Origin of the sequence: Paenibacillus suaedae, from assembly GCF_032337355.1 — a bacterium.
GTDB classification, from domain to species: Bacteria; Bacillota; Bacilli; order Paenibacillales; family Paenibacillaceae; genus Paenibacillus_B; species Paenibacillus_B suaedae.
Genome location: NZ_JAVYAA010000002.1, coordinates 21,224 through 46,094, shown reverse-complemented (window position 1 = coordinate 46,094; position 24,871 = coordinate 21,224). Strand labels below are relative to the sequence as shown.

Here is a 24,871-nt window from a genome sequence, read left to right as displayed (position 1 = left end):
AGAATAAGCAGAAAGCCGAACAAGATTTTTCAGTTCCTTTAAATCCATGGTTAAACCATCTTCGAGCAGTGATATTATCTTTAATATAGAACATTTGTTCTTAATTATCAAGTATCAACAACAAAGTTTAACAAAGCCAATAATTTATTGGAAAAAGCTTCACGTTTTCGGGCACAGATGCTCCTTCTACCCTTTTATTGAAGCTATTTTGCAGGTAAGGAATTTGTAAGGAATGGATAAGAAAAAAGAAATTTTTATTGTGTAGGATAAAAATGTAAAAACGGGCGAAAGGGGATTAGATAAGATCCATGTTGCCCTTTTGTTAGGGGAGATGATAGCAGTGTAATTAGTACGGAACAACAAGCAACCACCCATACAAAATGAATAGAGGAGTGGAATGCCCTATGAAAACAAGTAGTCCAATTACATTTGCAAGTTTGGCACTTTTAATAGCTGGAAGTTCCCTGTTATACACAACGCCAACCCCATTTGTAAAAGCAGAGCCCACTCAAAATGGATCAAGTTCGTCACAAACAAGTATTCAACGAGATCGTTCTTCCGTCAAGCAAGCAATGCGGGATACATTGCAGCTTGGATACCCGGGGATACTCGCTAAAACTTCTGAGGGTGGAAAAACGTGGAGTTATGCTGTTGGGATAGCGGATCTGAGAACCAATAAACCAATGAAAACAGATTTTCGCTTTCGCATTGGCAGCGTGACGAAGACGTTCACCGCAACGGTTGTACTTCAATTAGTTGGAGAGAACCGCTTGAATCTAGACGATTCCATTGAAAAATGGTTGCCTGGTGTCATTCAAGGAAACGGATATGATGGCAGCCAGATTACGATCCGGCAAATATTGAACCATACAAGTGGAATCGCTGAATACTCAAGGTCAAAAGAATTTGATCTTATGGATACAAAAAAATCGTATGCAGCTGAAGAATTAGTAAGTATGGGGATTTCTCTACCCCCTGACTTTGCCCCAGGAAAGGGGTGGTCTTATTCGAACACAGGATACGTATTACTGGGTATCCTTATTGAAAAAGTAACCGGAAACAGCTATGCGGAAGAAATTGAAAATCGGATTATTGAACCGCTTGAATTGTCGGATACATTCCTACCTGGCAATTCGACCGTTATTCCAGGCACCAAGCATCCCCGCGGATATATCCAACTAGACGGAGCAAGTGAGCCAAAGGACGTTACTTATTATAACCCAAGTATGGGTCAATCGGCTGGAGAGATGATTTCTACTGCTGACGACTTAAACAAATTCTTTTCTTACTTGTTCGGTGGCAAATTACTAAAAGATCAGCAACTAAAACAAATGCTTACTACCGTTCCTACAGGAATAGAAGGAATCGATGGATTTGGTCTTGGAATCTATGAAACTAAGCTTCCAAATGGTGTCTTGATATGGGGACATACGGGTGGAATTCCAGGATTTGATACCTTTGCTGGGGGTACACATGGAGGTAGACATACGTTAGCCATCAGTTTGAACAGTATGGGTAAAGTTAAAAGTTCGGAACTTTTTAAAAATATTTTACTTGCTGAATTTAGCAAGTAGGTAAAAAGGAAAAAGGTTAAACTATGTCATTATCCAAGGAGGCAATTCTCTCATGAAAAATAAACTAACCGGGGTATTAGCCGCTACATTGGCGATAACGATGACCCTACCAACAGGCGCGATCGCAGCTTCTAGCAGTAAGACTACAATTGTAGCAGGCCAAGAGGTTGCTAGCAAAGAACTGAAGAAGATTGCAGCTGAGAAAGCTGCTCTACTCACGAAGTCCTATGAGACGACTAGCGTGCAGTATGCGCTAATTGATAATGGCAATATTATTTTGTCGGGTCAGACAGGCAAGAACGATATGGAAGGGAAACTCCCGCTGACCAAAGATACTCTATACGGGATTGGTTCAACCAGTAAAGTATATACAGCTGCGGCTGTAATGAAATTGGTCGACGAAGGAAAAGTGGATATGGATACTCCTGTTGTTCGCTATGTTCCTGATTTCAAGATGAAAGATGCGCGGTATAAACGTATTACGCCGCGTATGCTGTTGAACCACTCCTCGGGTTTGCCAGGTACGTCGTTCAATAATGTAGTTTTATTTAATGATAATGATACTTTTGCCCATGATAGCTTGTTGCGGGAACTATCCAGCCAAAGCTTGAAGGCCGACCCTGGCGCGTTCTCGGTATACTGTAACGACGGCTTTACGCTGGCCGAGATTTTGGTAGAAAGAGTCAGCGGTATGAGTTTTACTGAATTTCTACATCAAAAGTTTACAGAGCCATTAAAACTTAATCATACGAAAACGCCGCAGGACAAATGGGAAGACGAAAAGCGGGCTGGACTTTATATTCCGACGTACCAAGGACAGCTTCCTATTGAATCATTGAATGCGATTGGTTCGGGAGGGATCTCTTCCACGGCAGAAGATGTGGTGCGATTCTCACAATTATTTTTGGGACAGGGAAAAGGAATTCTTTCTAATAAGGCAGTCAAGGAGATGGAGCAAGAGGAATATAAAAAAGGAATGTGGCCGGAGAACGGAGATAGTGTGTTTAACTATGGTCTTGGATGGGATAGTGTAGAACTATATCCATTTAATAGATATGGGATAAAGGCCTTGGCTAAGGGTGGAGACACGGTACTGCAACATGCTGCACTGGTCGTGCTTCCAGAACAGAAGATGGCAGCGGCTGTGTTGTCGTCAGGCGGTAGCAGCGTTACAAATCAAATGGTGGCAACTAAATTACTGCTAACCGCGCTTAAAGAGAAGGGTGCAATTAAAGATATAAAGCCGGATAAATCCTTCGGCAAGCCAGTCAAGGTCAAGATGCCTCAAGACGTGGCAAAGAAAGCGGGCTTTTACGGGAATACCTACAGTCAGTTCAAAATAGAAATTACGAAAAAGGGAGAATTGTCCTTACCTCTTAAGCCAGGAGAAAAATATGTATATACGGCGGATGGAAGCTTTATTAATGAGAAGGGTACTTCCAAGCTCAACTTCGTCACCGAGAAGAATGGAAAAACGTATTTGAGGGAGAGCAAATATGAACTATCGCCAGGCTTGGAGCAAACTGCAATGAATAACTATTTAGCCGAGAAACTAGAAGACAATGTGCTACCGAAGAAAACCGCTGCTGCATGGGCGAAGCGGGAGGATGGCAAGTTCTATCTCGTGAACGAGAAATTTAGTTCTATGATCTATCTCGGAATACTAATACCTCTTACCACACAAATTACTCTCAATGAGGGCTATTGGGACAGCAAACAAATTACAGGTCCGAATACGGCAAAGCATCAACTCCAGATTCCCGTGATGGGTGGGCGTGATACGGCGGAAGCTCGTTTCTATACAGAAGATGGAAATGAATATATGGAGATGGCCGGCTTCTTATATGTAAGTGAATCCAAGGTAAAACCGCTTGATGCAGGTCAATCATCCAAAGTTAAGCTGCAAGCAAATGGGCATGCGAAATGGTTTACGATCCCGCAAGCGGCAGCAGGGAAAACAATGACCGTGGCGTTGCCATCGAAGAGTTCGTTCGCGGTGTATGATGAGAAGGGAGTAAGTATCAACTTTACTGTTGCGAGCGGAAATAACAAAGTAAAACTGCCGAAGAACGGAACGGTTGTATTTGCTGGCGCGCCAAACTCGGAATTTACAGTTACGCTGAACTAGCTACAGTTCAAAATGATCTTCAACAAGACCAGCACGACATAGGTAAAATACCTAAGCAGCAAGCTGTCGTCGGTACTCTACTGGCGGCAGCTTCTTTAACTTTCTTTGTGGTCGATTATGATTATATAAATGAATATATTCTTGTCTTCATTGAAGGAACAGCTCGTCCAAGAAAATGAAGTTGAACGTAACCCTTCTATCTGAATTGACAATTGGAGTGTATAATAATGGAATATGATTCAGTGTAGTAAGACACCAAATGGCCCGACTGAAAACTCGTTTTTGGTTGGGCCTTGTCATGATAAGGAGAGAACCTCAAGATGAATATAAGATTAGCCGGCGTACAAGACATTGATCAGCTTATTCGAATGCGATGGGATTTCTCGAATGAGTATAACGAAGAGCAGGTTGAAGAGGAACTATACGAAGATTTTTACAAGGAGTGCCGTTCCTTTTTACTAGAAGCAATGAAAGGGGGAAACTGGTTTATTTGGGTCGCTGAATTAGATGGCAGTGTCATCTCCCACATCTACTTGGAATTGATTCACAAAGTCCCTCGACCTGGTCGGAAGACAAATCCATTTGTATATATGACGAATGTATATACCGTACCAAAGCATCGCGGCAACCAGATTGGAAGCAGGTTGATGAAGGAGATAGAGGCTTGGTCGAAGCAGCAGGAGCATGAATTCATCATCGTATGGCCTAGTGAATGGAGTATTCCTTCTATGAAAGGAACGGGTACAGCCTATGCAATGACCCGATGGAGCTGCATTTATAGTGTAGTTCTCAATCACAGAGGGAGGGCTATTCATGAATTTGGCAAATCGAATTACCGTAATCAGAATTGGTTTCGTACCCTTGTTTATTCTCATGTATCAACAGTATCCTGCATGGATGGCAGAGCAGGCTGGAAATACACAAGAAACAACTGGCATCGTCTGAACTTGCAAATGGAATGGGGTGAGATGATCTGACGACTACACTCTACTTTGTAAGGCATTGTGAATCACCATATGTTGAAGGGGAAGAGCGCTCAAGGGGCATATCTGCTGCAGGAGAACAAGATGCAATGAAACTTGCCGAATTAATGCAGCATATCTCGATTGATGTATTTGTATCAAGCCCGTATGCTCGGGCGATTCAAACGATTCAGCCGCTTGCTGATTTTGTGAATCGTCCTATACACATATACGAGGATTTGAGAGAACGGCAAATTGGTGCATTTGAAGGGTTGAGCTTCCAAGAGGCAAAACGTAAGTTGTACGCAGACTTCCATTTTTCTTTTCCTGATGGAGAATCAAGCCGTGACGCTCAGCGAAGAGCAGTTGCTGTACTTCAAGAATTGATAAGCAAGTATGAAGGACAGCATATTGTATTTGGGACACACGGGGACATTATGACGTTGATGTTGAATTACTTTGATCCGGCTTATGGATTCGAGTTCTGGACCTCCACGACAATGCCAGATATCTATAAGCTTGAGCTTCAGGATATGCGAGTTCTACGAGTTGATAAGCTCTGGCATTATAAATAGTCGAATTGATATTACCCCTACTAAGAAATGAGGGAGACCTTGAAAATTCGCATCATTGGTCGATCGTGATTTGCATTCGATTATGGAAGAACGACTAAATAATCGGGAGGGCATTCAACAATGATAACGTTTAAAAATATTGATCAGGACAATTGGGAAGAGAGCATCAACCTTCGTCCGTCGGAGGAACAAAGCAAGTTTATAGCTTCTAATCTGTACTCCATAGCAGAAGTGCAATTTTTGCCGGGGTTCGTGGCGCAGGCAATTTACAAGGATGAACAAATGATAGGCTTTACGATGTATGGACTAGATACGGATGACGGCAACTACTGGATCTATCGATTCATGATCGATGAGAAGCATCAGAGCAGAGGCTATGGCAAGCAGGCCCTGCAGTTGTTAATGGATGAGCTTCGATCCAAGGAGGATCGAACAGGGGTAGTCTTTATTAGTTACAATCCTGAAAATGAAAGAGCGAAGCAGTTGTATGCGAGTATTGGGTTTGTTGAACAAGGGTTAGCGGATTGGGGAGAGATGATGGCGAAGTATCAATTTGAATCGAATGCATGACTTCATGGAATGAACAGCATAGAGATGCACTTAAAGATTATATGGATGGAAAACAAGGTATATGCAGATTAAATAGAGCTAGGATTTCAAGTCGGTATTGCATCAATTGGTTGAAGAGGTGATCCGGATTGATTACGAATTCCGGGATGAGAATGGAGAAGCCGAGAGGGGATCGATATGCAGCATATATCCTTTCCAAGCTGTCAGGTGCAGGCTTCTCTTTGTTTGTTTTCTTTGCTATGTTTGTATTACCGAAGATGGATTTGTACGCGTATTCAGAACAGTTTGCCAACTCTGCCTACTGGAAGATTTTCTTTGGGTATGGAATTGCATGTTCAGTGATCATTGATCTTATCACGATCAAACTGGGAAGGCTGAAGGTGCTGTCACGTATTCTGCTGCACGCGATAGCGGGAAATCTCTTTTTTCTAGGACTGGAAGTGAGTATGAGCTCATTTCTTATCGGAATGTTCGGCTCGTTCCTCGCCCTTTTCTTTTTCTGGGGAACATATGCTTATCCAATTATATGCGGCCGGAAGCTTGCTCCCTATCTCTTCTCCGTCATTATCCCCTCCATCCTCCTACTGATTGCGATTATTGATTTCACAACGAAAAGCAACTGGGTTGAGGAGCACACCGCGAATACGTATACGGCTGATTTTGATTATTTCCATGGAAAGCATGAAATCCCGATACAAGTCAGCCAAGGTGATGTGATAACACTATCCATTTACGTGCGTAACAAGAATAGCGGAGGGCACGGTTTTCATATAAAGGATGAGCGAGGGAACCACGTCGGAATGGAGCCTGATGGGGACAGCTCGGTGAAGCTTTACGCTCAGAAATCGGAGATCTATGATGTGACGGTAACAGGAGATAAGCTTCAAGGCGGCTTTACGCTTGCTTGGCGTATAGAAAGACGTACTTAATCCTCTTTGATCTACTTTATTATTTTTCACTGTTGTTCATAATTAAATGGTATATCATCAACAAGGCGATGAGGGAGAGTTATTATGAAAGAACTCGTATTCATTAAGGATTATAAAGACATAGAGAAATACCGTGTCAGCTTCAATGCATTGGCGCAGGAATCCTTCGGTATTCAGTTTGAAGATTGGTATCAGCGAGGATGCTGGAATGATCGATATATTTGTTATTCTTATGCTGATGGTGATAGAGTCATTGCTAATGTGTCAGCGAATGTAATGGATATCATTGTTAAAGGTGAGATTCATGAAGCCATTATGATCGGCACGGTCATGACGGATGAAGCGTATCGGAATCAAGGCTTGTCTAGAAAGCTAATGGAAATCGTAATCGAAGAGTATCAGCAAAAATGCAGCTTTATGTACTTATATGCGAATCGAACGGTTCTCGATTTCTATCCGAAGTTTGGTTTTCATAAAGTACAAGAACCGGAATTCTACTCCGTGATAAATACACTAGAGGCACACAGCGATCGTCCTCATATGCGGAAGCTGAACGTAATGGACGTTCAGGATTGGGAGCTTGTCATGCGATACTATTCTTCGCGGAACGTAAGATACTCGACGTGTGACGCTATTCATGCAGAGGGCATCTTCGCTTGGTATTGCTTGCACGTGTTTGAGAACGATCTGTATTTCATCGAGGAATTAGATGCGGTCGTTATCTTTATGCAAGATGGAAATTCAATACAACTATACGATGTCCTGTCTCCGAACCAAGTTGATCTCTCGCAAGTTGTCAATAAGATTTCAACTGAGCAGACGGAACGGGTGTACTATCAATTTCATCCTGAGCAAGGTGGGTTTAAGGTCGAGTACCCAGAACCATCAGATGATAATTTGTTTATGTTGCCAAATCGTCTTCAATCCCTTGATCACATAAAGCTCCCTAAAATCGCGCAGGCATAATGAAGCGTGAAATGAGTGAAATGCAGCAAAGTTATTACTTCCAAATGGAAATAAACCATTATGTTTACTTCTTTCAAAAAGTGACTTGCGATCCATGCGCCCCGTGCCTATTGATCGCGAGTCACTTTATTTATTTCGTCTACTTGATGATTTTCAACCTTCATAATTGCCCGAGAGTTAGGCTGTATAACATTGGGAGATACCCCTATTCCGAAATACGTAAGATGTGGGAAAAAGCATGATATACACGATCTTCTGTCTGGTATATATATGGTTTCATGGAAGCTTGTCGGTTTCGCAGGATCAGGTTCCATACGTAGATGGTGAAATCGAATAAATCCAGAAGGGGGATGATGGATATGAAATCTGTGCTTGAACTGGAGAAGAGACTAGCTGAGCCTTCAGATGAATGTATTCAAGATCTGGCGAGAGTCGACGGAGATATTGTTATTCTTGGTGTAGGAGGGAAAATGGGGCCAAGTCTCGCTAAGCTGGCGGTTAATGCGGTTCGCAAGGGCGGGCTGAACAAGCGAGTGATCGGAGTATCTCGGTTCACTGGAGGCGATGTACAGCGCGAACTAGAGGAAGCGGGAGTTGAGACGATTGCATGCGATCTCCTTCATGATGGAGAATTGTTAAAGCTTCCACATGCATCGAACGTGATCTATATGGCGGGCAATAAATTCGGCACTACGGGAAGGGAGCATTTTACATGGGCAATGAATGTGTATCTGCCTGGAAGAGTGGCCGAGAAGTACAAGGACTCTCGCATTGTTGTGTTTTCCTCTGGTAATATCTATCCATTCATGCCGATCGGCAGCGGAGGGGCTGATGAGTCTGTATCACCAGAACCAATCGGTGAGTATGCGCAGTCCACATTAGGTCGAGAGCGAATCTTCGAATACCATGCCCATAAAAACAATACCCCAATGCTGTTCTACAGATTGAACTATGCGATTGATCTCCGTTACGGTGTCTTGTTAGAAATAGCTAAATCTGTGATGGAAGGGAGTCCGATTAATCTGAGTATGGGGCATGCAAATGTAATCTGGCAAGGGGATGCGAACGCAATGGCTCTTCGCTCCTTGACGGAATGCACGAGTCCGCCGACCATCATGAACATCACAGGGCCAGAGACGATGTCGGTGAGATGGGCAGCGGAGCAGTTCGCTATGCGCTTCAATAGAAGCGTGCATTTTCAGGGGGAAGAGTCTGAACTGGCATTGTTGAATAATGCATCGAAGTCACATCAGCGCTTCGGGTATCCATCTGTATCATTGCTGCAGATGATCGACTGGGTGGTGGAATGGGTTCAATCTGGAGGGGCAACATGGAATAAACCTACTCATTTTCAGGAGAGAGGTGGGAAATTCTGATGCTGACACGCAATAAGCTTTCGAACACGCTGCATGAGGCTCTCCATCAGGGCTTAGTTATTCCCGCGCATCCACTTGCACTCAATGAGGAGCATCAGCTGGACGAACGCCATCAGCGCGCGTTGACGAGGTATTACATTGCATCCGGAGCAGGTGGAATCGCAGTAGGAGTTCACTCCACACAATTTGAGATTCGCGACCCTAAGCATGATTTATTTGAGACGGTATTGCGCATGGCCGTTGAAGAGGTGGAACGAGCTAACATAGAACGTCCGTTTATGAAGATTGCCGGTGTGTGCGGCAGTACGGAACAAACGATGAGGGAAGCGGAACTGGCACAACAGGTGGGGTATGATGCCGCATTGCTAAGCATGGGAGGGCTCTCCAGCATGAGTGAAGAGGAACTGCTTGAGCGTACTGAGAGGGTTTCTGCTATTATGCCGATAATCGGATTCTATCTGCAGCCGTCTGTTGGAGGGCGTGTCCTCAGCTTTGATTTTTGGCGCAAATTCGCGGACATCCCGAATGTAGTAGCAATCAAAATGGCTCCCTTCAATCGCTATCAGACCATCGATGTTGTACGAGCGGTATGCTATTCTGACAGAAGAGATGAGATTGCATTGTACACAGGGAATGACGATAACATTGTTAATGATCTGCTTACAACGTACCGCTTCGATGTGAGAGGGCAGTCAATTGAGAAGCGTATTGTGGGCGGTCTTCTCGGCCATTGGGCTGTATGGACGAAGAAGGCAGTCGAATTACTGGAGGAGATCAAGAAGGAGAGAGAACGCGGCGAAATCTCTGGGGAATGGTTAACTAGGAACATACAGATTACAGACTGCAATGCTGCATTTTTCGATACTGCTCATCAATTTCATGGATGTATTCCAGGGATTCATGAAGTGCTGCGCCGCCAAGGGCTGCTCAAGGGCATTTGGTGCCTGAATCCGAATGAGACGCTTTCTGCTGGGCAAGCGGACGAAATCGATCGAGTATATAGACAATATTCGCATCTTCATGATGACGAATTCGTTGCAGCCCATCTACAGGAATGGCTGGAATAAACATTAACTGTATTTCATCAAATTCAACCACTTTATCATTTTCCACTCGGGGGGAATCCTTGGTGCATAAGGGTTTTACGTGAACTTTTATCCCGAGGAGGGTCTATTAGAACAATTTATGAAAACGCTTTATTTATTAAATGGTGACTGCTTCTTATACTGAGAGAGAGAATTAAGTTGGAAGCTGCCAGTAGGGAATGCGCAACAATACAAAGGGGGAAATGATCGCAATGTCAAAAAGAGTCATAAGTGTTGTCATTATGATGACAATGGTCTTCACGCTTCTTGCGGCATGCGGAGGCGGAGGGAGTGCAAGCAGTCAAGAAAGCAGCACAAATTCCAACAATAACAGCAGTAACAGTGGTAATGCAGGTTCCGGTTCTACAGTCACGGGGGATAGTGAGCAATATGGGGATACGGGCGGGCTGAAGCTTCCGATCGTTGATAAGCCTGTAACGTTAACATGGATGCATCCTGGTAATGTCTCCATTACGAATGAAATGCTCGTCGTCAAGGAAATTGAGAAGCGAACAGGCATTAAGGTGGTGTTTCAGACATACTCCAGCCAGACTTACGAGGATAAGTTGAGAACGACCGTTGCCTCCGGGAAGCTTCCAGATATTTTCAATGGATTAAAGGGTGCCGAACTGAAGGATATAGGCAAGCAGGGCGGTGTTGTGGCCATTAATGAGCATGTCGATATGCTGCCCAACTTCAAGAAGCTGTACATGGAAGAAAACCCGTGGGTAATCAAGTCATTCGGCGATCAGAGCGGGAACTTATACTCATGGCCGATATACAAGTTGAATCGGGACGTCAATCACGGTTTCATGTATAGAAAGGATATATTCGATAAAAACGGCATCAAGCCATGGACGAATACAGATGAATTCTACACTGCTATGAAAAAATTGAAGGAGCTGTATCCGAACAGCTATCCTTACGCTTCTAAGACGAAAGAACACATTTATGGAGACTGGTCTTATGGTTGGGGAATAGGCGGTGAGAACTATCCAATTTATTATGATGAAGCAGATAGAAATTGGAAGTTCGCCTCCGTGCAGGATGCGCACAAAGATATGCTTGACTTCATGAAAAAGATGTTCAACGAAGGGCTGCTTGATCCTGAGTTTTTAACGAATACGCAGGATTCTTGGACAACGAAAATGACAACAGACAAGGCATTTGTAACTTTCGACTGGATTGGCAGATTGGATCTGTTCTACAACCAGGTGAAGAGTGCGATGCCAGATTACAACTTGCGATATGCACTGCCAATTGGTCCGACGGGGCACGTAAGATCGCTGCCTGAGGTTAGCGACTTCGGTATCGCAGTAGCGGATAACGACAATAAGGAAGTTGCGCTGAAGTTGCTGGATTACTTAACAAGTCCATCTGGCGGGGATTTAATGACACTTGGTGTAGAAGGTGTGAACTTCAAGTGGGGTGAGGATGGATATCCTGTGTATCCAGAATTGGCTAACCTGCCGCTAGTGGATATTAGTGTTCTCGAGGATCGCTATGGGATGTGGCAGGAAAGCGCCTATTTGCGACCGAATCCGAAGAGTGTCTATTTCAAGTTCTCGGAAAAAGAACAGGAAGCGCAAGATCTAATCATGAAGGATAATCGAAGAGAGCCGCTAGATCCAACCCTTAACTTCACAGATGATGAAATTGCGACCCTATCAGAGCTGCAGACGTCGATCCAGAAGGCAGCGGAAGAGTTCAATTCGAAGTATGTGATGGATAAAAACTATGGTGAGAAGCAATGGGAGGACTGGAAAAACACTGCGAAAAAAGCAGGGATTGATCAAATGCTTGCCATATTTAATGAAGCACAAAAGCGTTTTGACTCCAAGTAAGCTGCGGATCATTTGAAATCGGAGGGGCACCTGGATCCTGATTCAGGTGCCCATTCCTCAAGGGGGAACAATTGTGCAGCAATCAGAGCTTGAGACTGAGCACCAACGAACAATGACGCCAAGTCGTATGCGTTGGGTGAACTTCTGGAAGCATATCAAGCGCGATAAGCAGCTTCTTGTGCTTTTTATTCCTTGTATTCTCTTCTACGCAATATTTCGATACGGGCCCATGTATGGGTTAATCATCGCATTTAAGGATTACAGTGTGTACAAAGGCGTATTCGATAGCAAATGGGTAGGACTGAAGCATTTTATTAAATTTTTCAGCAATCAGGACTTTCTTATTCTCTTTACAAATACATTCCTGCTAGGCTTCTACACGTTATTATTCGGGTTTGCGTTTCCGATCCTATTTGCCGTTTTCTTAAATGAAGTTCGAATAAAATGGTTTAAGAAATCGATTCAAACCTTTAGTTATTTACCCTCCTTTCTATCAGTAGTCATTATTTGCAGTATGATCATTGACTTTCTCTCTCCAACGAATGGGATCGTCAATCAAGTTCTTTCCTATTTCGGATTTGAAAAAAAGCATTTTTTGATTGATGCTGCATGGTTTCGGCCGATCTACGTCATATCCGATATTTGGGCCACGATGGGTTATCAGGCGATTATCTATTTGGCGGCTGTAGCCGGTATTAATCCTTCGCTGTATGAGGCAGCTAAGGTAGATGGTGCGAAGCGGCTGCAAATGATGCGGCATATTACGATACCAGGAATCATGCCGACGATCGTCGTCATGTTCATCTTAAATATGGGGAATATGTTCAGAATCGGTTATGAAAAGGTGCTGCTGCTGTACAACCCAATGACATATAGTGTCGCCGATGTGTTCTCCACCTATGTGTACCGAAAGGGCTTCCTCGAATCAAGCTACAGCTATGCAGCGGCTGTTGGGATGTTCGAATCGGCCGTAGCTTTGGTTATGCTGCTCGGAGCGAACTATGTAAGCAAGCGATTTGGAGGTAACAGTCTATGGTAGGGGAACGTAAGCTGTCGATCTTCAATGTTGTCAATACGATCCTATTGCTTCTCGTTGCAGTGTGTACCCTTTATCCGGTATGGTATATTGCTGTCATTTCATTTAGTGATACGGTTTCCGTTCTGCAAGGAGAAGTAACCCTGTTTCCGAAGGGCTTCAATATAGATGCTTACGTTGAGGTGCTGAAGGATGACAAGATTCCAAGGGCGTATCTGAATACAATCTATTATACGGCGCTTGGCACATTCATCAACTTATTGTTTACGGCCATTTCCGCTTACCCATTAGCGCAGCGCAATTTTGTCGGCAGAAAGTTCTGGATGCTTGCGATCGTGCTGACGATGTTCCTGAATGCAGGAATTATCCCAACTTTCATGGTGGTCAAAGGACTGGGCTTAATTGATACAGTATGGGCACTCGTGCTGCCTAATGCAATCTGGACATTTGAGCTCATCATACTCAAGAGCTTCTATGAGAGCATGTCGTCCCAAATTCGGGAAGCGGCCAAAATCGATGGAGCTTCCGAGTATCGCATCTTGTTCAGCATCGTAATCCCGTTGTCGAAGCCCGCCTTGGCGTCGATTGGACTCTTTTATTTCATGGGGCATTGGAACAGCTTCTTCCTCCCGTTAATTTATTTAAATGACAAGGATATGTTCCCGCTTCAGATTGTCCTGCGAGACATGCTCATCTTCAATGCAGAGTCGGATGCTTCGCTCGTAGATCGTGCAGCTTTGGCTCCACAGGCGATGAAGAACGCGACAATTGTATTGTCTATGATCCCCGTCTTGCTTATTTATCCTTTTGCACAGAAATACTTTGCAAAGGGGGTTATGCTAGGAGCGGAGAAGGGATAGTTGATCACGGTGTAGAATGTAGTTGGAATCGCTTCATGCGTATGAGAACATGACAAGGGGAAGAGCGAGATGAAAAGATTATTGATGAACGTCGGCCTGCTTCAAATTTTCATGGCTTTGTTAATCGTGATCATGGTCATGTTTGTCTCCAACTATATTGTACACAAGAACTCCATCTCAGAAGTCTATGACGAAGTAGCTCAAAATAATGCGTTAGTCGTGAAAACGATGATTCAATCGATCGATAACAGCTTCAGGTCCCTAGACAGCATGAATCATTCCATTCACTCCTTACCCTATAACAACATTGTAAATAGTGATGGAAGCCTGGATATGGCGAAGGTGTACGATTTACAGAAAAATGTTACCGCACTCGTCTCCAAAGCTGATTTTATCGAAGATATTATTGTATTTCATGACAATTCGAATCTTGCAATAACCTTGCACGGTACGACTGATTTAGGAGAGCTATTTGAGCAAAAATATGTACATTCCATCTACAATGCAGCGTATTGGAAGCGCTTTATGTCCATGCCCCATGAATCGAAAGTCTTTCCGTCCGATACATACAAGGTCATGAACAGCGGTACGACATGGCAAAAAAAGAAACTGCTGATTATGGTGGGAGGCAATAAATTTCGTCTATCCGATAAACATATCATGTTTTTGATCAGTGCCGAAAAGTGGATGAAATTCGTTGACCAAACTGCTGTTATACCAGGAGCATCATTTATCGTGCTTGATTCGAATCGCAATGTGATACTCAGCACGAATGATGATTTTGACTTGGTAGAGGTATGGAATCAGCTGACGTCTAATTTCCAATCGGAAGGGACGATCACGGGCAAGGATTTCGAGTACAATTTCTACAAATCGACGTACAACGGATTTATGTACATCAATAAAATTCCTTATAAGTTTAAGAACATCAACTCCGTAAGCAGTGCGAATCTTACGATCATGATCACTGCCATATTTGGAGCTATCACTTTATCTTACTTGCTCAGCATGTACTTATACCGACCCATCCGTAACATCATTCAGCAGTTGGGCATGGAAACGAGTAAAGGAAATGATATTCGCAATATCCATAAGGCTATTCGTGTGCTCCAATTAGACAATGGTAAGCTCAGAGAGCAACTTGAAGTCGTACGTGTAGAACATCGAAGGGCTGCCTTCCTTCGAGCGATAGATGAGTATGCAGATCCAAGTGAATCGGAGCAGCTTATCCGCAAATACTTCCCAGAAAGCACTGTGAAGAAACAATTTGTGATGGTTCTGATCCAGCTGCTGCCTAAGGAGGAAGCGGAGTCACATGAGCGTATCCATGTCGATGAGTTGGAATCACGTATTGCTGCTGGATTGAAGCGAGAGTCGATAGAGGCACTTCTATTTCATGCCGATAAGCTGCAATTTGTCGCGTGGATTGGATTGGATCAGCCTTTAACTAGGCGTACACTATTCAAACAGCTTCGTGCTTACATTGCTGCTGCAGGAAATAATGAGCTGAGCCGCTATGAAGTAGGGGCTTGTGTAAGCAGTATGTACAGCACTGATGAGGTACATTGGAAACGCGCTTTTCAAGATGTAAGCCATGGGATGTCACATCGGTCGGTAAGCAACGATGAACCTGTGATGGATGCCGAACAGATAAGATACACCTATAACTTGTACTACCCGCTGGACAAAATAGAGAAACTCTCCAACCACGTGCTATGCGGAAGGCTGAAAGATGCCGTCCAAATCATAGAAGATACATTCGAAGCGAATAACAAGCGCAATATTCATATGCATCAGATGGTGCATGTGGCGCAAGCGATGTTCTATGATTTGTTCCGCATGATCGGCAATCCGTCGTTGGAACAGGCGGAGTGGAGCAAGCTTGAAGGGGATTTTCTTCGAAGCATTACACGGGCGAATCGATATACCGAGATGAAGCAGGCGCTTATTAAGGTTGCTGCATTTTTGGTAAAGCAGTGCAAGAGTGAGCCAACAAATAAGTTGAATCCTGCGTTCATTGCACAATATATCGAGCTTCATTATATGGAGAATTTGTATTTGGATTATATTGCAGAAGTCTTCCATACTTCACCGAAATACTTCTCTAGTTATTTCAAAAAAGCGTTCGATATTAACTATGTGGATTACTTGAACAAGGTGCGACTAGCCCATGCCAGAGAACTGCTGAAGCACACCTCCTACTCCGTGTCTGAGATCGGAGAAAAAACAGGGTATTTGAATGCGTCTACATTTGCTACTACATTTAAGAAATATTACGGAATATCGCCTAGTGAGTATCGAAAACGGCAGACAGGTTAACGATTGGGGGGATTAAAGTGAAGGCTGTGGCGACACAATCCGGTACAATTGTGATTGCAGAAGTGGAACCGAAGGAACTGGAGTATGGACATGTCAGAATTCGAACGGAATATTCAGCAATCAGTCCAGGGACAGAGCTGAGCATGGTAAACAGTTCATCGGAATCGCTGCTCCTCTTGGGATATAGTGCAGTAGGCATCGTTGAGCAGGTAGGGGATGGAGTGAGTCATGCTTTAGTTGGGCAACGGGTGGCTTGCTATGGAGCGCCGTACGTATGCCATGCGGAATGGCTGACTGTTCCCACGAATTTGATCGCACTTGTGCCTGATAAGGTTGATCCGAAGGAAGCGGCGTTCGGGGGCTTAGGTGCAATTGCGGTGCATGCGCTGCGTGTAGCTGATTTACGATTTGGGGAATCTGCCGTCATTGTTGGTCTAGGGACTTTAGGCAATTTGATCGCACAAATCGCTCATGCTGCGGCCTATCGAACGGTTGCGCTGGATACGGATGCCCGTAGGGCAGAGATGGTCAGACAGCACGGATTAGACTATGTGTATGCGGATCAAAGGCTAATGGAACTGGAATTGTCTGAAGCGGTTGGAGAGGCGGGAGCAGATGCCGTATTGCTCTGTGTGAGCGGATCGGGAGAGGCAGTGACGAACAGTGCGCTGACATGGATTCGAGATCGGGGGAAGGTGGTCATTGTTGGCGATCTGTCGATGTCCTATTCCAGAGAGCTCTTGTTCCAGAAAGAGGCTCAAGTTCTCATTTCAAGGGCAGGAGGACCCGGTCGGTATGACAAGCAATATGAGCAGGAGAATCGAGATTACCCGATCGGTCATGTGCGTTGGACGGAGGGGAGAAATCTCGAAGCCTACATACGGCTGCTCGCTGATGGACGCATTTCGATGAAGAAATTGATCACCCATGTGTATCCGGTAGCAAGAGCCGAGGAGGCTTACGATAATTACAGGGAACGTAGAGACGTGATTGCGACCTTGCTTCAATACGGGCATGAGACGTAATACTCGCGTCTATATATACTTGTATTCTTGTAAGTACATATGAGCCGTACGACGAATCCATGATTTGTGATGTACGGCTTTTTCTGTTGAGAGAAAGGCAATTCTATAATAGACTAGTATGGAAAAATGAACCAATGATTCTCTCTGTGGTTACTGGGCTGATGTAGCAATACATCCAGATTGCCTACTAATCTCGACTGTATGATGCTAGTGATTTGAATTGCGAGTAGTCGTTAATGGGGGAGATGGTCTTATGGATATGAATGAAGTGAAAGAGATTGCAAGAAAGACAATGAGCAAGCGAAAATCTCATCTCAATCGAGAACGCGGATTCATTTACTATCATGGTCAACGTGTGGCGAATCTAGCCATGCATTTGCGGAAGAGTCTCTTTCCGAACGAATCGACAATGGATGACATCATCTATGCGGGCGCCTTGTTCCATGACGTAACGAAAGGGATTGAGCCGCATCATCTTACTGGAGCCGAACTTGTGCATACCTTGCTGAACGGCGCATGTTCAGCAGAGGAACTCGCAGGTATTTCAGAAATTATCAGACACCATAATACGCGGAAGCAAGCCGATTCGCCTGATTTGCCATATTATATGAAGCTGGTTCAGGATGCAGATATACTGGATCATTTCGGCTCCATGGAGATATGGCTGAAATTTGTATACAGCGGGAATAACGAAGAGAATGTATTCGACGCCATTCAATTGTGGGATAGTGAGAACTATGCCAAGTATGTATCTAGCTCGCGAGAAGCGCTGAACTATGAGCTTTCCAAAGATATTTTCGATCAGAAGTTGATCTTCGTCGAGCAATTCCAAGCGCGATTTCGTGCAGAATGCAATGGTGAGATCTTGTTGCATCATCGATGACGTAATGCCCGCACTGCTTGCTATCCCGAAGCAATGCGGGTATGGTTGTTGAGGTTGCATCTAAGCCTACTCTCTTTGGGGATAGGCTATTTATATTTGGGGTCAGGTATAGTTGCTAATTATAGTTTGCCTCCCCGTAATGCGTCGGTGCGTCGATTTACCCGCTTGCGAAGCAGATTCAACATGGCTTTCTTAAGCCGACTCTTCGTATTGTTGTATGCCGCGAAGAATTCATCTGGGTTATCGTAGTAGCCTAAATCCTCCGTAATCGAGAAGTTCTGAATATAGGTGCTGTCGCCACGCCAGCATAAGTTGATGTTCTTCACGTCTTTCACTGCTATACCGTATCCGATATGACCATCGTTGTAGCTGCACAGTCTATCTTTTACTTGATGAAGGTACGTATCATCGATAATGACGCCCTCAAGCGCCAGCCATTTGCCTTGGTAATGAACTTCTGTCCAGGCATGAACGATATTGCGGGGGGCGAATGTATAGACGATGCCAGTCAATGCTCCCTTTTGCATTTTCTTATCGATATAGAAGCCGTGAATGCGGCAAGGGATTCCGACTCCACGCAGCAAGGCCATCAGCAGGATGCTCTTCGTATTGCACTGGCCATATCCATCTGCTAATACCTCCGAAGCGGGAATATCGTCTCCACGGTTGTAACCGAACTTGATCTGGTTGCGCACATAATCGTATATATCACGAATCTTATCGTACTCTTTAGCCTCTTTCCAGGATCGCTCTATGATAAGCTTCTGAATCGATGGATGGTTATAATCAACTAATGCCGTTGCTTCTAAATAGGATGTCATGGTCATTCCTCCTTCTCCTTCAACTATAAATGAGAGGAGGAATTCATACTTTCAAATATCTGCTATGTTGAACAATTGTACGAGCGGTCATGCCAAGTTTGTCTCGAACGGTCTTAGAGAAGTGGGAAGGGCTATTAAAGCCCGCTTCCATTGCTGCGTCTGTTAAGGGTTTTCCGCTAAAGACAGCATGGAATGCGTGTTCTAATTTATGATGAACGATATAGCTGGCGAGTGATATGCCGATCTTGTCTTTGAATAGATGAGATAGTCTGCTCTCGGACAGAAATACTTTCTTACTGAGTGTTTTTACAGTCAATTGAGGGAGTGAAATACTCTCTAGTGCTTGCATGATGTGATGAATTCTTTCGTCTAGAACAGGCGGCAGATTATCATCCGTCATGCTCAATATGTGCTTGCACTCGTTCCAAATCCGGTCGTATTCCATTGCTTGCTGTAGCGAAAATAAATGCTGGATTGCAAGGTGCGTCAGTTCCTCGATTTGATTGCTTGTTAGGATATAAATCGGTGAGTGCTGTAAGTAGGTTCTCTTCAGATGCTCACCGAATGCAGATTCAGGGTTGATGAGCATATACCATTGCCACTGTCCATGGCCTTGCAGTTCATGAACGATGTTAGAATGCAAGATTAATCCGGAAGCTTGATAGGCGACTCCGTCTACCGTAATCGCTACATCTTCTTCAAGGCCGATCGTAATCTGAATATAGTTATGGCTGTGATTGTCCGCATCTACTTTGTTCGTGAGAAAAGATACATGATCAGAGCCAAAATAGACGATTAGATCGTAGGGGCTCATGATTGCAGACATCTTGTTTACTCCTCCTTTGCGTGCCATCATCGTTTGACCAATGGAGCATTGGTTCGAATTATACCTAGCGGTACGGTTGAAGTAAAGGGAGGGAGTTGCAGAAAGAATGGTAATTTTGTAGCGTTTCTTGCTTTGACAGGTTCTATTAGGGTGGATAATAATAGATATCGAGAGGTATTGTGGAAGCAATCGTGGAGCATGTTCTTGGATATACATGACAGACGAACGGAGTGGAAGTCTATGGACAGTCGTGTTCAAATTAGAGAGATAGAGCAGTTGGATGAAGAGGTGCTTCATGGGTTATCAACGTTGTTAATGGACGTCGTGAATGATGGTGCATCAATAGGATTCCTTCCTCCACTGGATCGCAAGATGGCTGACGATTACTGGGCGGCGGTATTGCAGCCGGAGGTGCGCCTGTGGGTTGCGCTCGTTGATAATCAGGTGTGCGGTACAATCCAGCTTCATCTCGCTCAAAAGCCAAATGCTCTTCATCGTGCGGAAGTGGCGAAGTTGATGGTGCACCCTTCCCAGCGCAGAATGGGAATTGCCAAGGGGTTGTTGCGTGTTGTGGAAGATTGCGCGCACCATGAAGAACGAAGCCTGCTGGTGCTTGATACGAGAGAAGGAGATCCTTCCAACTTGTTGTACCAATCGAATGGGTATATGGAAGCTGGACGGATTCCGGAATTCGCCAAGTCTGCAGATGGAGATTATCACGCAACCGTTATTTATTATAAGAAGTTCTAACGGTAACGTGGGACATGATATAGAGGGAGTGGGATACAATGGCCGAACGAGTTCGGGTAACTACAGGATCACCTTGGGAGCCATTGGTAGGCTATTGCCGAGCGATACGAGTGGGCACTCAAGTCGAGGTTGCGGGTACAACAGCGATGCGCGATGGTAAAGTGGTCGGCGAAAATGACGCTTACGCTCAAACTACATATATTCTGCAGGTAATTTCTGATGCGCTTCACGAAGTGGGGGCCAACATGTCCGATGTTGTTCGAACAAGAATGTTCGTCACAGACATAACCAAATGGGAAGAGATCGGCAGAGCTCACGGTGAATTTTTCCGCGACATTTGCCCGGTAGCTACGATGGTAGAAGTAAAGGCCCTAATTGATCCTGCCCTGCTCGTTGAAATCGAAGTACAGGCGATTTTGACGGGTAAGGTTGTATAGACGGAGTGTACTTGATAGGGTGTCAGCTACTGTTGAAGTGACTGTGCGCCAATCTTTGATTGTCTATGCACATGAAACTAGGAGACTTCAGAGGAGATAGCAAGACTTATGGATATAGAGATTGTACCGTACGATCCATCCTGGAAAACCGAATTCACCGAAATCGGACAGAAAATCAGAGAGGTGCTTGGTGATACGGCGCTTCGGATCTATCATATTGGTTCTACTTCTGTGGAAGGATTGGCAGCCAAGCCGATTATTGATATACAGGTATCTGTTCGTTCGTGGAATAACTTTGAACATTTGATACGTCAATTCAATTCGATCGGCTATGTTCATCGCGCAGATAATCCAGACAAGACGAAGCGTTATTTTCGCGAAGCTCCTGGAGGGAAGCGCACGCATATCCATGTGAGAGAATTGGGGAGTTGGGCGGAGCAGTTCCCGCTTCTGTTCAGAGATTACTTGCGCTGCCATACTGATGAATGTGAGTTGTATGCTGCGGTCAAATATGAGCTGATGAAGAAGTACCAGAAGGACAGGCATGGATATGTTGATGCCAAAGAACCTATCATCTGGGATATTATGCGCAGAGCGAGCAGTTGGAGTCAGGAAGTTGGCTGGAGGGCTGGAGAGACGGATGTGTAAAATCGTCCTTCAATTAGCCTGATATAGGCAATCATGGTTCCATGGAAGGCAGCGAGCATAATTGATCCTTTTTTGGATTCGGAACATATAGCTTCGACCGTATCAAAAATTCATCATCGCATTACCGCAACTCGAATTAGGATAAGGAAAAAATAGAGAGAGTATGGGGTGTACGTGTGAATCTACCATGGGTCATATTTTTTATTGTTTGGATGACAATTTTCTTTCTGACAGAATATTCTCTGTTATTGGGTGTATTATTTGGCAGTGTATCAAGCATCTATGTTATATACCGTTATTTTAGCGATAAGAAAGAACGCGAGGCGGAAAGGCAGAGAATGATTGCTGATGCGACAAGCTATGAAGAAGACTACGAAGATAACGAGGAAGAGGAATATGAGGACGATGGGGAAGAAGAAAGTGCGGATGGTGATGAAGAGGACGAATTGCTCGAAGATGCAGCCATAATTGTAGCGGAAGTCGGATACGCGTCAACGGCTCTCCTTCAATCAAAATTAAATATAGGAGCACAGAGAGCTCGGCTCATTCAGGAGCAGCTAGAGGTGGTGCAAATTGTTGGCCCGCCATCAGCAAGTGATAGACGGCAAGCGCTCCTAACCCCAGATGGAGTAACTGCACTTATCAAAGAGGTGTATTCCAATGAGGAGGACTTGACTGAAGAAGAACAGGCTGAAGCGAACCGAAATATAGAAGCCCTTTTGCAGGAGCTTCATGAGTTAACGGGTCTTGATGCGATGCATCAGAACATTCAGCGCCTCGTTCGACTAATCCAGAGGCTTAATAATCGCTATGATTTGGGACAAGACATTTATTATCCGAGAATTCATATGATTTTCGCTACGGAACCGGGTACTTGGGAGATGAGGGCTGCTGATCTCATTTCTTCTCTCTTTCACGAACTGTTCTACTTGTCTGAACGAACGGTAACTGAGGTGAATTATAAACAATTAATTGATCCGTACCGCCGAAGACGCTCACAGTCTACGCTCGATATTGTTGAACAGGCACGCGGAGGCGTACTTGTAATACAAGATGCCTACAAGCTGCTTGAAGACGATCGAACCGGACAGGGGCGGGAAGCGCTAGATATGTTATTTTGTTGTTTGGAAAATGAGACTGAAGAAGATGATGAAATTCTCGTCATTTTAACGGGAGCGCCAGCGAAAATGCACCGCTTCTTGGAGGAACATATTGAAATAGGACTTTATTTCACAAGTGTGTATGCGCTCAACATTGAGGTTCCATCCGCTAGTCGGACGACTTCTCCATCAGTAGAGAAGCGGAAGGAGTCAACATCGCTGAGCGATACTGAGCAGTCAGGCAATCACACAGCAGAAATGCATTCCAATATGAAGAGTAGCGAGATATCGAATGCTGATGAATCCCAGCAAACTGATAAATTTCAACAGCCAGATGAATCGCTGCAGGGACGAACATTATCAGCAAATCCAAACTACTCTAAGGCACAATCAGATCAAACGGGGGAAGCAAGATTCGATTTACAAGGTAGTTTGAATGAATTCCTATCCAGTGGAGTACTTGGCGAATATGCAGAATCGCTATGCCAACTTGTCCATCGGTTGTCACAATATCAAGAAGGGAAGGCAAAAGGATTGTACGTCGATATGCCTCCCATGTGTCTTGCAGTTATGGGCGGTATCGAGCCTGCTAGGGTACAGGTAATTGAACTCTTGTCTCAGGTGTATAAGAAGTGCGGCATTCTATCATGGGGGCAAATCGTACCTGTATCAATAGACAATATGGAGGATCAGGATCCAAGTTCCATAAGCAGTAACGTTATATCGAATCTCCAACATGCGAAGAATGGTATGCTTGTGCTGCGGCTTCCTGCACAAGATAGAAATCGTACACATGCAGACAAGGTGCGTGCATTAACGGAGTCTCTGGTGAAAGCTACGGATCGCTATTCCTCCGAAACCGTAATCATCATCGAAGGGGATGCCAACGATGTTGCCGTCTTTTTGAAAAACAGCTCAGTACTACGGATGCGTTTCTCAGAAATCATTCAATTACCAAGTTTGTCGGAAATCGGCTCTTAACCATGTGATGCACCATATTGGATTAGCGTAAGATGAGGACTGGGTGTCATTCTATTTTCTGCAAATAGAACAGGGGGGGATGTAGCGCATGGGGATTGTTGTCGTTATCATTATTGCAGGTATTGGTTTATATATTTGGTACCATCTGATTCAATCTGCCATTGAACAGTCGAAGATGGCCCAACATATCAAAGAAATTCGAGATTTGTTGGTTGAACTGCATAAGGATAAGATACAGACCCAGACGCAAGTACAAGAAACCCCTGATTCTGTTCAGCCAAGCCATGATACTGAATGTTGTCCGGCCTGCGGCATACGGGTAAGTATGGATGATACCGTATGTCCTGAATGTGGGTTGACCCTGGCGAATACGGAGAATTAGGAGCGTGAAGATGAAAAGCTGGAGTCGTAAGTCAATGCTCGTCGATCTTGGTTTGATTGGGCTATGTGTTGTATTGTTTATCGTTTATGGAAGAACTTTCGAAGTCGCCTTCGCGTGTTCGCTTAGCTTCCTGTATATTCTGTTGCGTAAAATAGACTTTCAAAAGTATAAATGGTTGCGGAATCTATTCTTGATCTGTGTGTCCATAGGTTTAATGCTGTTCGTTGTAGTGGAATCGCTCATTATATCCGAGATGGGGACAGATGATCGTAATCAGGCACAAGTCGATTATGTAATTGTTCTAGGTTCAGGATTAAGAGGCACGAAGCTCTCAACAACGCTGCAAGATAGACTTGATGCAAGCTTGCCTTATATTCGAGCCAACCCTCAAGTTCCCGTAATTGTATCGGGAGGTCAGGGGCCAGGTGAAGATATACCTGAAGCAAGTGCAATGGAAGATTATTTAATACAGAATGGGATACCTAAGGAACGTATACTTGCTGAACGGAAGTCAACCTCAACGAAGGAGAATCTACTCTATTCACAGACTCTGCTTCGAGAACAAGGTGCATTAGGCAACAAGTTAATGATTGTCACAAGTGATTTCCACATGTATCGCTCGAAGATGCTCGCCAGGAAGATTGGGTTTGAGCCGTACGGAATATCAAGCAGTTCCCCTAATCATCTGAAACCGACGAATATGATTCGTGAATTTTTAGCGATGGTGAAGGCGGTTTTGTTTTGAATAAATTAGCGGTAAGGGAGATTCCTCATGCACAAGTGCTCGGGGATCT

At 44.4% G+C, this 24,871-nt stretch carries 24 protein-coding genes; 21 read left to right on the top strand and 3 right to left on the bottom strand.

Annotation, left to right across the window (positions count from 1 at the left end; genetic code table 11):
• The first annotated feature begins 404 nt into the window (after positions 1 to 404).
• Complete coding sequence (locus RQP50_RS08245) at positions 405 to 1,574, top strand: serine hydrolase domain-containing protein (protein WP_315744694.1); 1,170 nt, start codon at positions 405 to 407, stop codon at positions 1,572 to 1,574.
• A gap of 52 nt (positions 1,575 to 1,626) precedes the next feature.
• Positions 1,627 to 3,702: a serine hydrolase domain-containing protein gene (locus tag RQP50_RS08240; protein ID WP_315744692.1), complete on the top strand. Its 2,076-nt coding sequence runs from the start codon at positions 1,627 to 1,629 to the stop codon at positions 3,700 to 3,702.
• A 51-nt stretch (positions 3,703 to 3,753) separates the two neighbouring features.
• Here the strand turns inward: RQP50_RS08240 and RQP50_RS08235 are convergent, their stop codons facing one another.
• The gene (locus RQP50_RS08235) at positions 3,754 to 3,837 is read right to left on the bottom strand and encodes an IS3 family transposase (protein WP_072731296.1); all 84 of its coding nucleotides are present in this window, start codon (positions 3,835 to 3,837) and stop codon (positions 3,754 to 3,756) included.
• A gap of 185 nt (positions 3,838 to 4,022) precedes the next feature.
• Here RQP50_RS08235 and RQP50_RS08230 point away from each other — a divergent pair, with 185 nt between their 5' ends.
• From RQP50_RS08230 to RQP50_RS08170, 13 genes are all read left to right on the top strand, one after another.
• Positions 4,023 to 4,679 carry a GNAT family N-acetyltransferase gene (locus tag RQP50_RS08230; protein WP_315744690.1) on the top strand — a complete coding sequence of 219 codons (657 nt, stop codon included), beginning with the start codon at positions 4,023 to 4,025 and terminating at the stop codon, positions 4,677 to 4,679.
• Complete coding sequence (locus RQP50_RS08225; protein ID WP_072731187.1) at positions 4,676 to 5,239, top strand: histidine phosphatase family protein; 564 nt, start codon at positions 4,676 to 4,678, stop codon at positions 5,237 to 5,239. Before RQP50_RS08230 ends, RQP50_RS08225 begins: the two co-directional genes overlap by 4 nt.
• A gap of 120 nt (positions 5,240 to 5,359) precedes the next feature.
• Positions 5,360 to 5,809, top strand: coding sequence for a GNAT family N-acetyltransferase (locus RQP50_RS08220; RefSeq protein ID WP_315744688.1), 450 nt, complete (start codon positions 5,360 to 5,362; stop codon positions 5,807 to 5,809).
• A gap of 128 nt (positions 5,810 to 5,937) precedes the next feature.
• Positions 5,938 to 6,738, top strand: coding sequence for a hypothetical protein (locus RQP50_RS08215; protein ID WP_315744686.1), 801 nt, complete (start codon positions 5,938 to 5,940; stop codon positions 6,736 to 6,738).
• An 84-nt stretch (positions 6,739 to 6,822) separates the two neighbouring features.
• Positions 6,823 to 7,704 carry a GNAT family N-acetyltransferase gene (locus RQP50_RS08210; RefSeq protein ID WP_315744684.1) on the top strand — a complete coding sequence of 294 codons (882 nt, stop codon included), beginning with the start codon at positions 6,823 to 6,825 and terminating at the stop codon, positions 7,702 to 7,704.
• A 359-nt stretch (positions 7,705 to 8,063) separates the two neighbouring features.
• A complete protein-coding gene (locus RQP50_RS08205; RefSeq protein ID WP_315744682.1) occupies positions 8,064 to 9,080 on the top strand; it encodes an NAD-dependent epimerase/dehydratase family protein in 1,017 nt (338 codons plus the stop codon).
• A complete protein-coding gene (locus RQP50_RS08200; protein WP_072731201.1) occupies positions 9,080 to 10,147 on the top strand; it encodes a dihydrodipicolinate synthase family protein in 1,068 nt (355 codons plus the stop codon). The genes RQP50_RS08205 and RQP50_RS08200 overlap by 1 nt, the downstream gene beginning before the upstream one ends.
• Positions 10,148 to 10,377: 230 nt before the next feature.
• Positions 10,378 to 12,009, top strand: a complete 1,632-nt coding sequence (locus RQP50_RS08195; RefSeq protein WP_028531581.1) for an extracellular solute-binding protein — start codon at positions 10,378 to 10,380, stop codon at positions 12,007 to 12,009.
• Positions 12,010 to 12,121: 112 nt separating this feature from the next.
• Entirely contained in the window at positions 12,122 to 13,048 is a 927-nt protein-coding gene (locus RQP50_RS08190; RefSeq protein ID WP_072731297.1) for an ABC transporter permease, read from the top strand.
• A complete protein-coding gene (locus tag RQP50_RS08185; RefSeq protein ID WP_021257906.1) occupies positions 13,042 to 13,905 on the top strand; it encodes a carbohydrate ABC transporter permease in 864 nt (287 codons plus the stop codon). Before RQP50_RS08190 ends, RQP50_RS08185 begins: the two co-directional genes overlap by 7 nt.
• Positions 13,906 to 13,974: 69 nt before the next feature.
• On the top strand, positions 13,975 to 16,224 hold the full coding sequence (locus tag RQP50_RS08180; RefSeq protein ID WP_315744679.1) for a helix-turn-helix domain-containing protein: 2,250 nt from the start codon (positions 13,975 to 13,977) through the stop codon (positions 16,222 to 16,224).
• 17 nt (positions 16,225 to 16,241) lie between these two features.
• Positions 16,242 to 17,249, top strand: a complete 1,008-nt coding sequence (locus RQP50_RS08175) for a zinc-dependent alcohol dehydrogenase (protein ID WP_315744677.1) — start codon at positions 16,242 to 16,244, stop codon at positions 17,247 to 17,249.
• 253 nt (positions 17,250 to 17,502) lie between these two features.
• On the top strand, positions 17,503 to 18,132 hold the full coding sequence (locus RQP50_RS08170; protein WP_315744675.1) for an HD domain-containing protein: 630 nt from the start codon (positions 17,503 to 17,505) through the stop codon (positions 18,130 to 18,132).
• Between the two features lie 119 nt (positions 18,133 to 18,251).
• Here the strand turns inward: RQP50_RS08170 and RQP50_RS08165 are convergent, their stop codons facing one another.
• The gene (locus RQP50_RS08165; RefSeq protein WP_315744673.1) at positions 18,252 to 18,953 is read right to left on the bottom strand and encodes a transglutaminase-like domain-containing protein; all 702 of its coding nucleotides are present in this window, start codon (positions 18,951 to 18,953) and stop codon (positions 18,252 to 18,254) included.
• A 43-nt stretch (positions 18,954 to 18,996) separates the two neighbouring features.
• A complete protein-coding gene (locus tag RQP50_RS08160; protein ID WP_315744671.1) occupies positions 18,997 to 19,779 on the bottom strand; it encodes an AraC family transcriptional regulator in 783 nt (260 codons plus the stop codon).
• A 198-nt stretch (positions 19,780 to 19,977) separates the two neighbouring features.
• On the opposite strand from RQP50_RS08160, the gene RQP50_RS08155 reads away from it, so the two are divergent.
• From RQP50_RS08155 to RQP50_RS08130, 6 genes are all read left to right on the top strand, one after another.
• On the top strand, positions 19,978 to 20,529 hold the full coding sequence (locus tag RQP50_RS08155; RefSeq protein ID WP_394358390.1) for a GNAT family N-acetyltransferase: 552 nt from the start codon (positions 19,978 to 19,980) through the stop codon (positions 20,527 to 20,529).
• A gap of 38 nt (positions 20,530 to 20,567) precedes the next feature.
• On the top strand, positions 20,568 to 20,966 hold the full coding sequence (locus RQP50_RS08150) for a RidA family protein (protein ID WP_315744669.1): 399 nt from the start codon (positions 20,568 to 20,570) through the stop codon (positions 20,964 to 20,966).
• 108 nt (positions 20,967 to 21,074) lie between these two features.
• Positions 21,075 to 21,614 (top strand): GrpB family protein, encoded by a 540-nt coding sequence (locus RQP50_RS08145; protein WP_315744667.1) that lies wholly within the window; start codon positions 21,075 to 21,077, stop codon positions 21,612 to 21,614.
• 176 nt (positions 21,615 to 21,790) lie between these two features.
• Positions 21,791 to 23,695 (top strand): DNA translocase FtsK, encoded by a 1,905-nt coding sequence (locus tag RQP50_RS08140; protein ID WP_315744665.1) that lies wholly within the window; start codon positions 21,791 to 21,793, stop codon positions 23,693 to 23,695.
• A gap of 88 nt (positions 23,696 to 23,783) precedes the next feature.
• Positions 23,784 to 24,077, top strand: coding sequence for a hypothetical protein (locus RQP50_RS08135; protein WP_028531575.1), 294 nt, complete (start codon positions 23,784 to 23,786; stop codon positions 24,075 to 24,077).
• A 10-nt stretch (positions 24,078 to 24,087) separates the two neighbouring features.
• Complete coding sequence (locus tag RQP50_RS08130) at positions 24,088 to 24,822, top strand: YdcF family protein (RefSeq protein WP_044355356.1); 735 nt, start codon at positions 24,088 to 24,090, stop codon at positions 24,820 to 24,822.
• Positions 24,823 to 24,871: the final 49 nt, after the last annotated feature.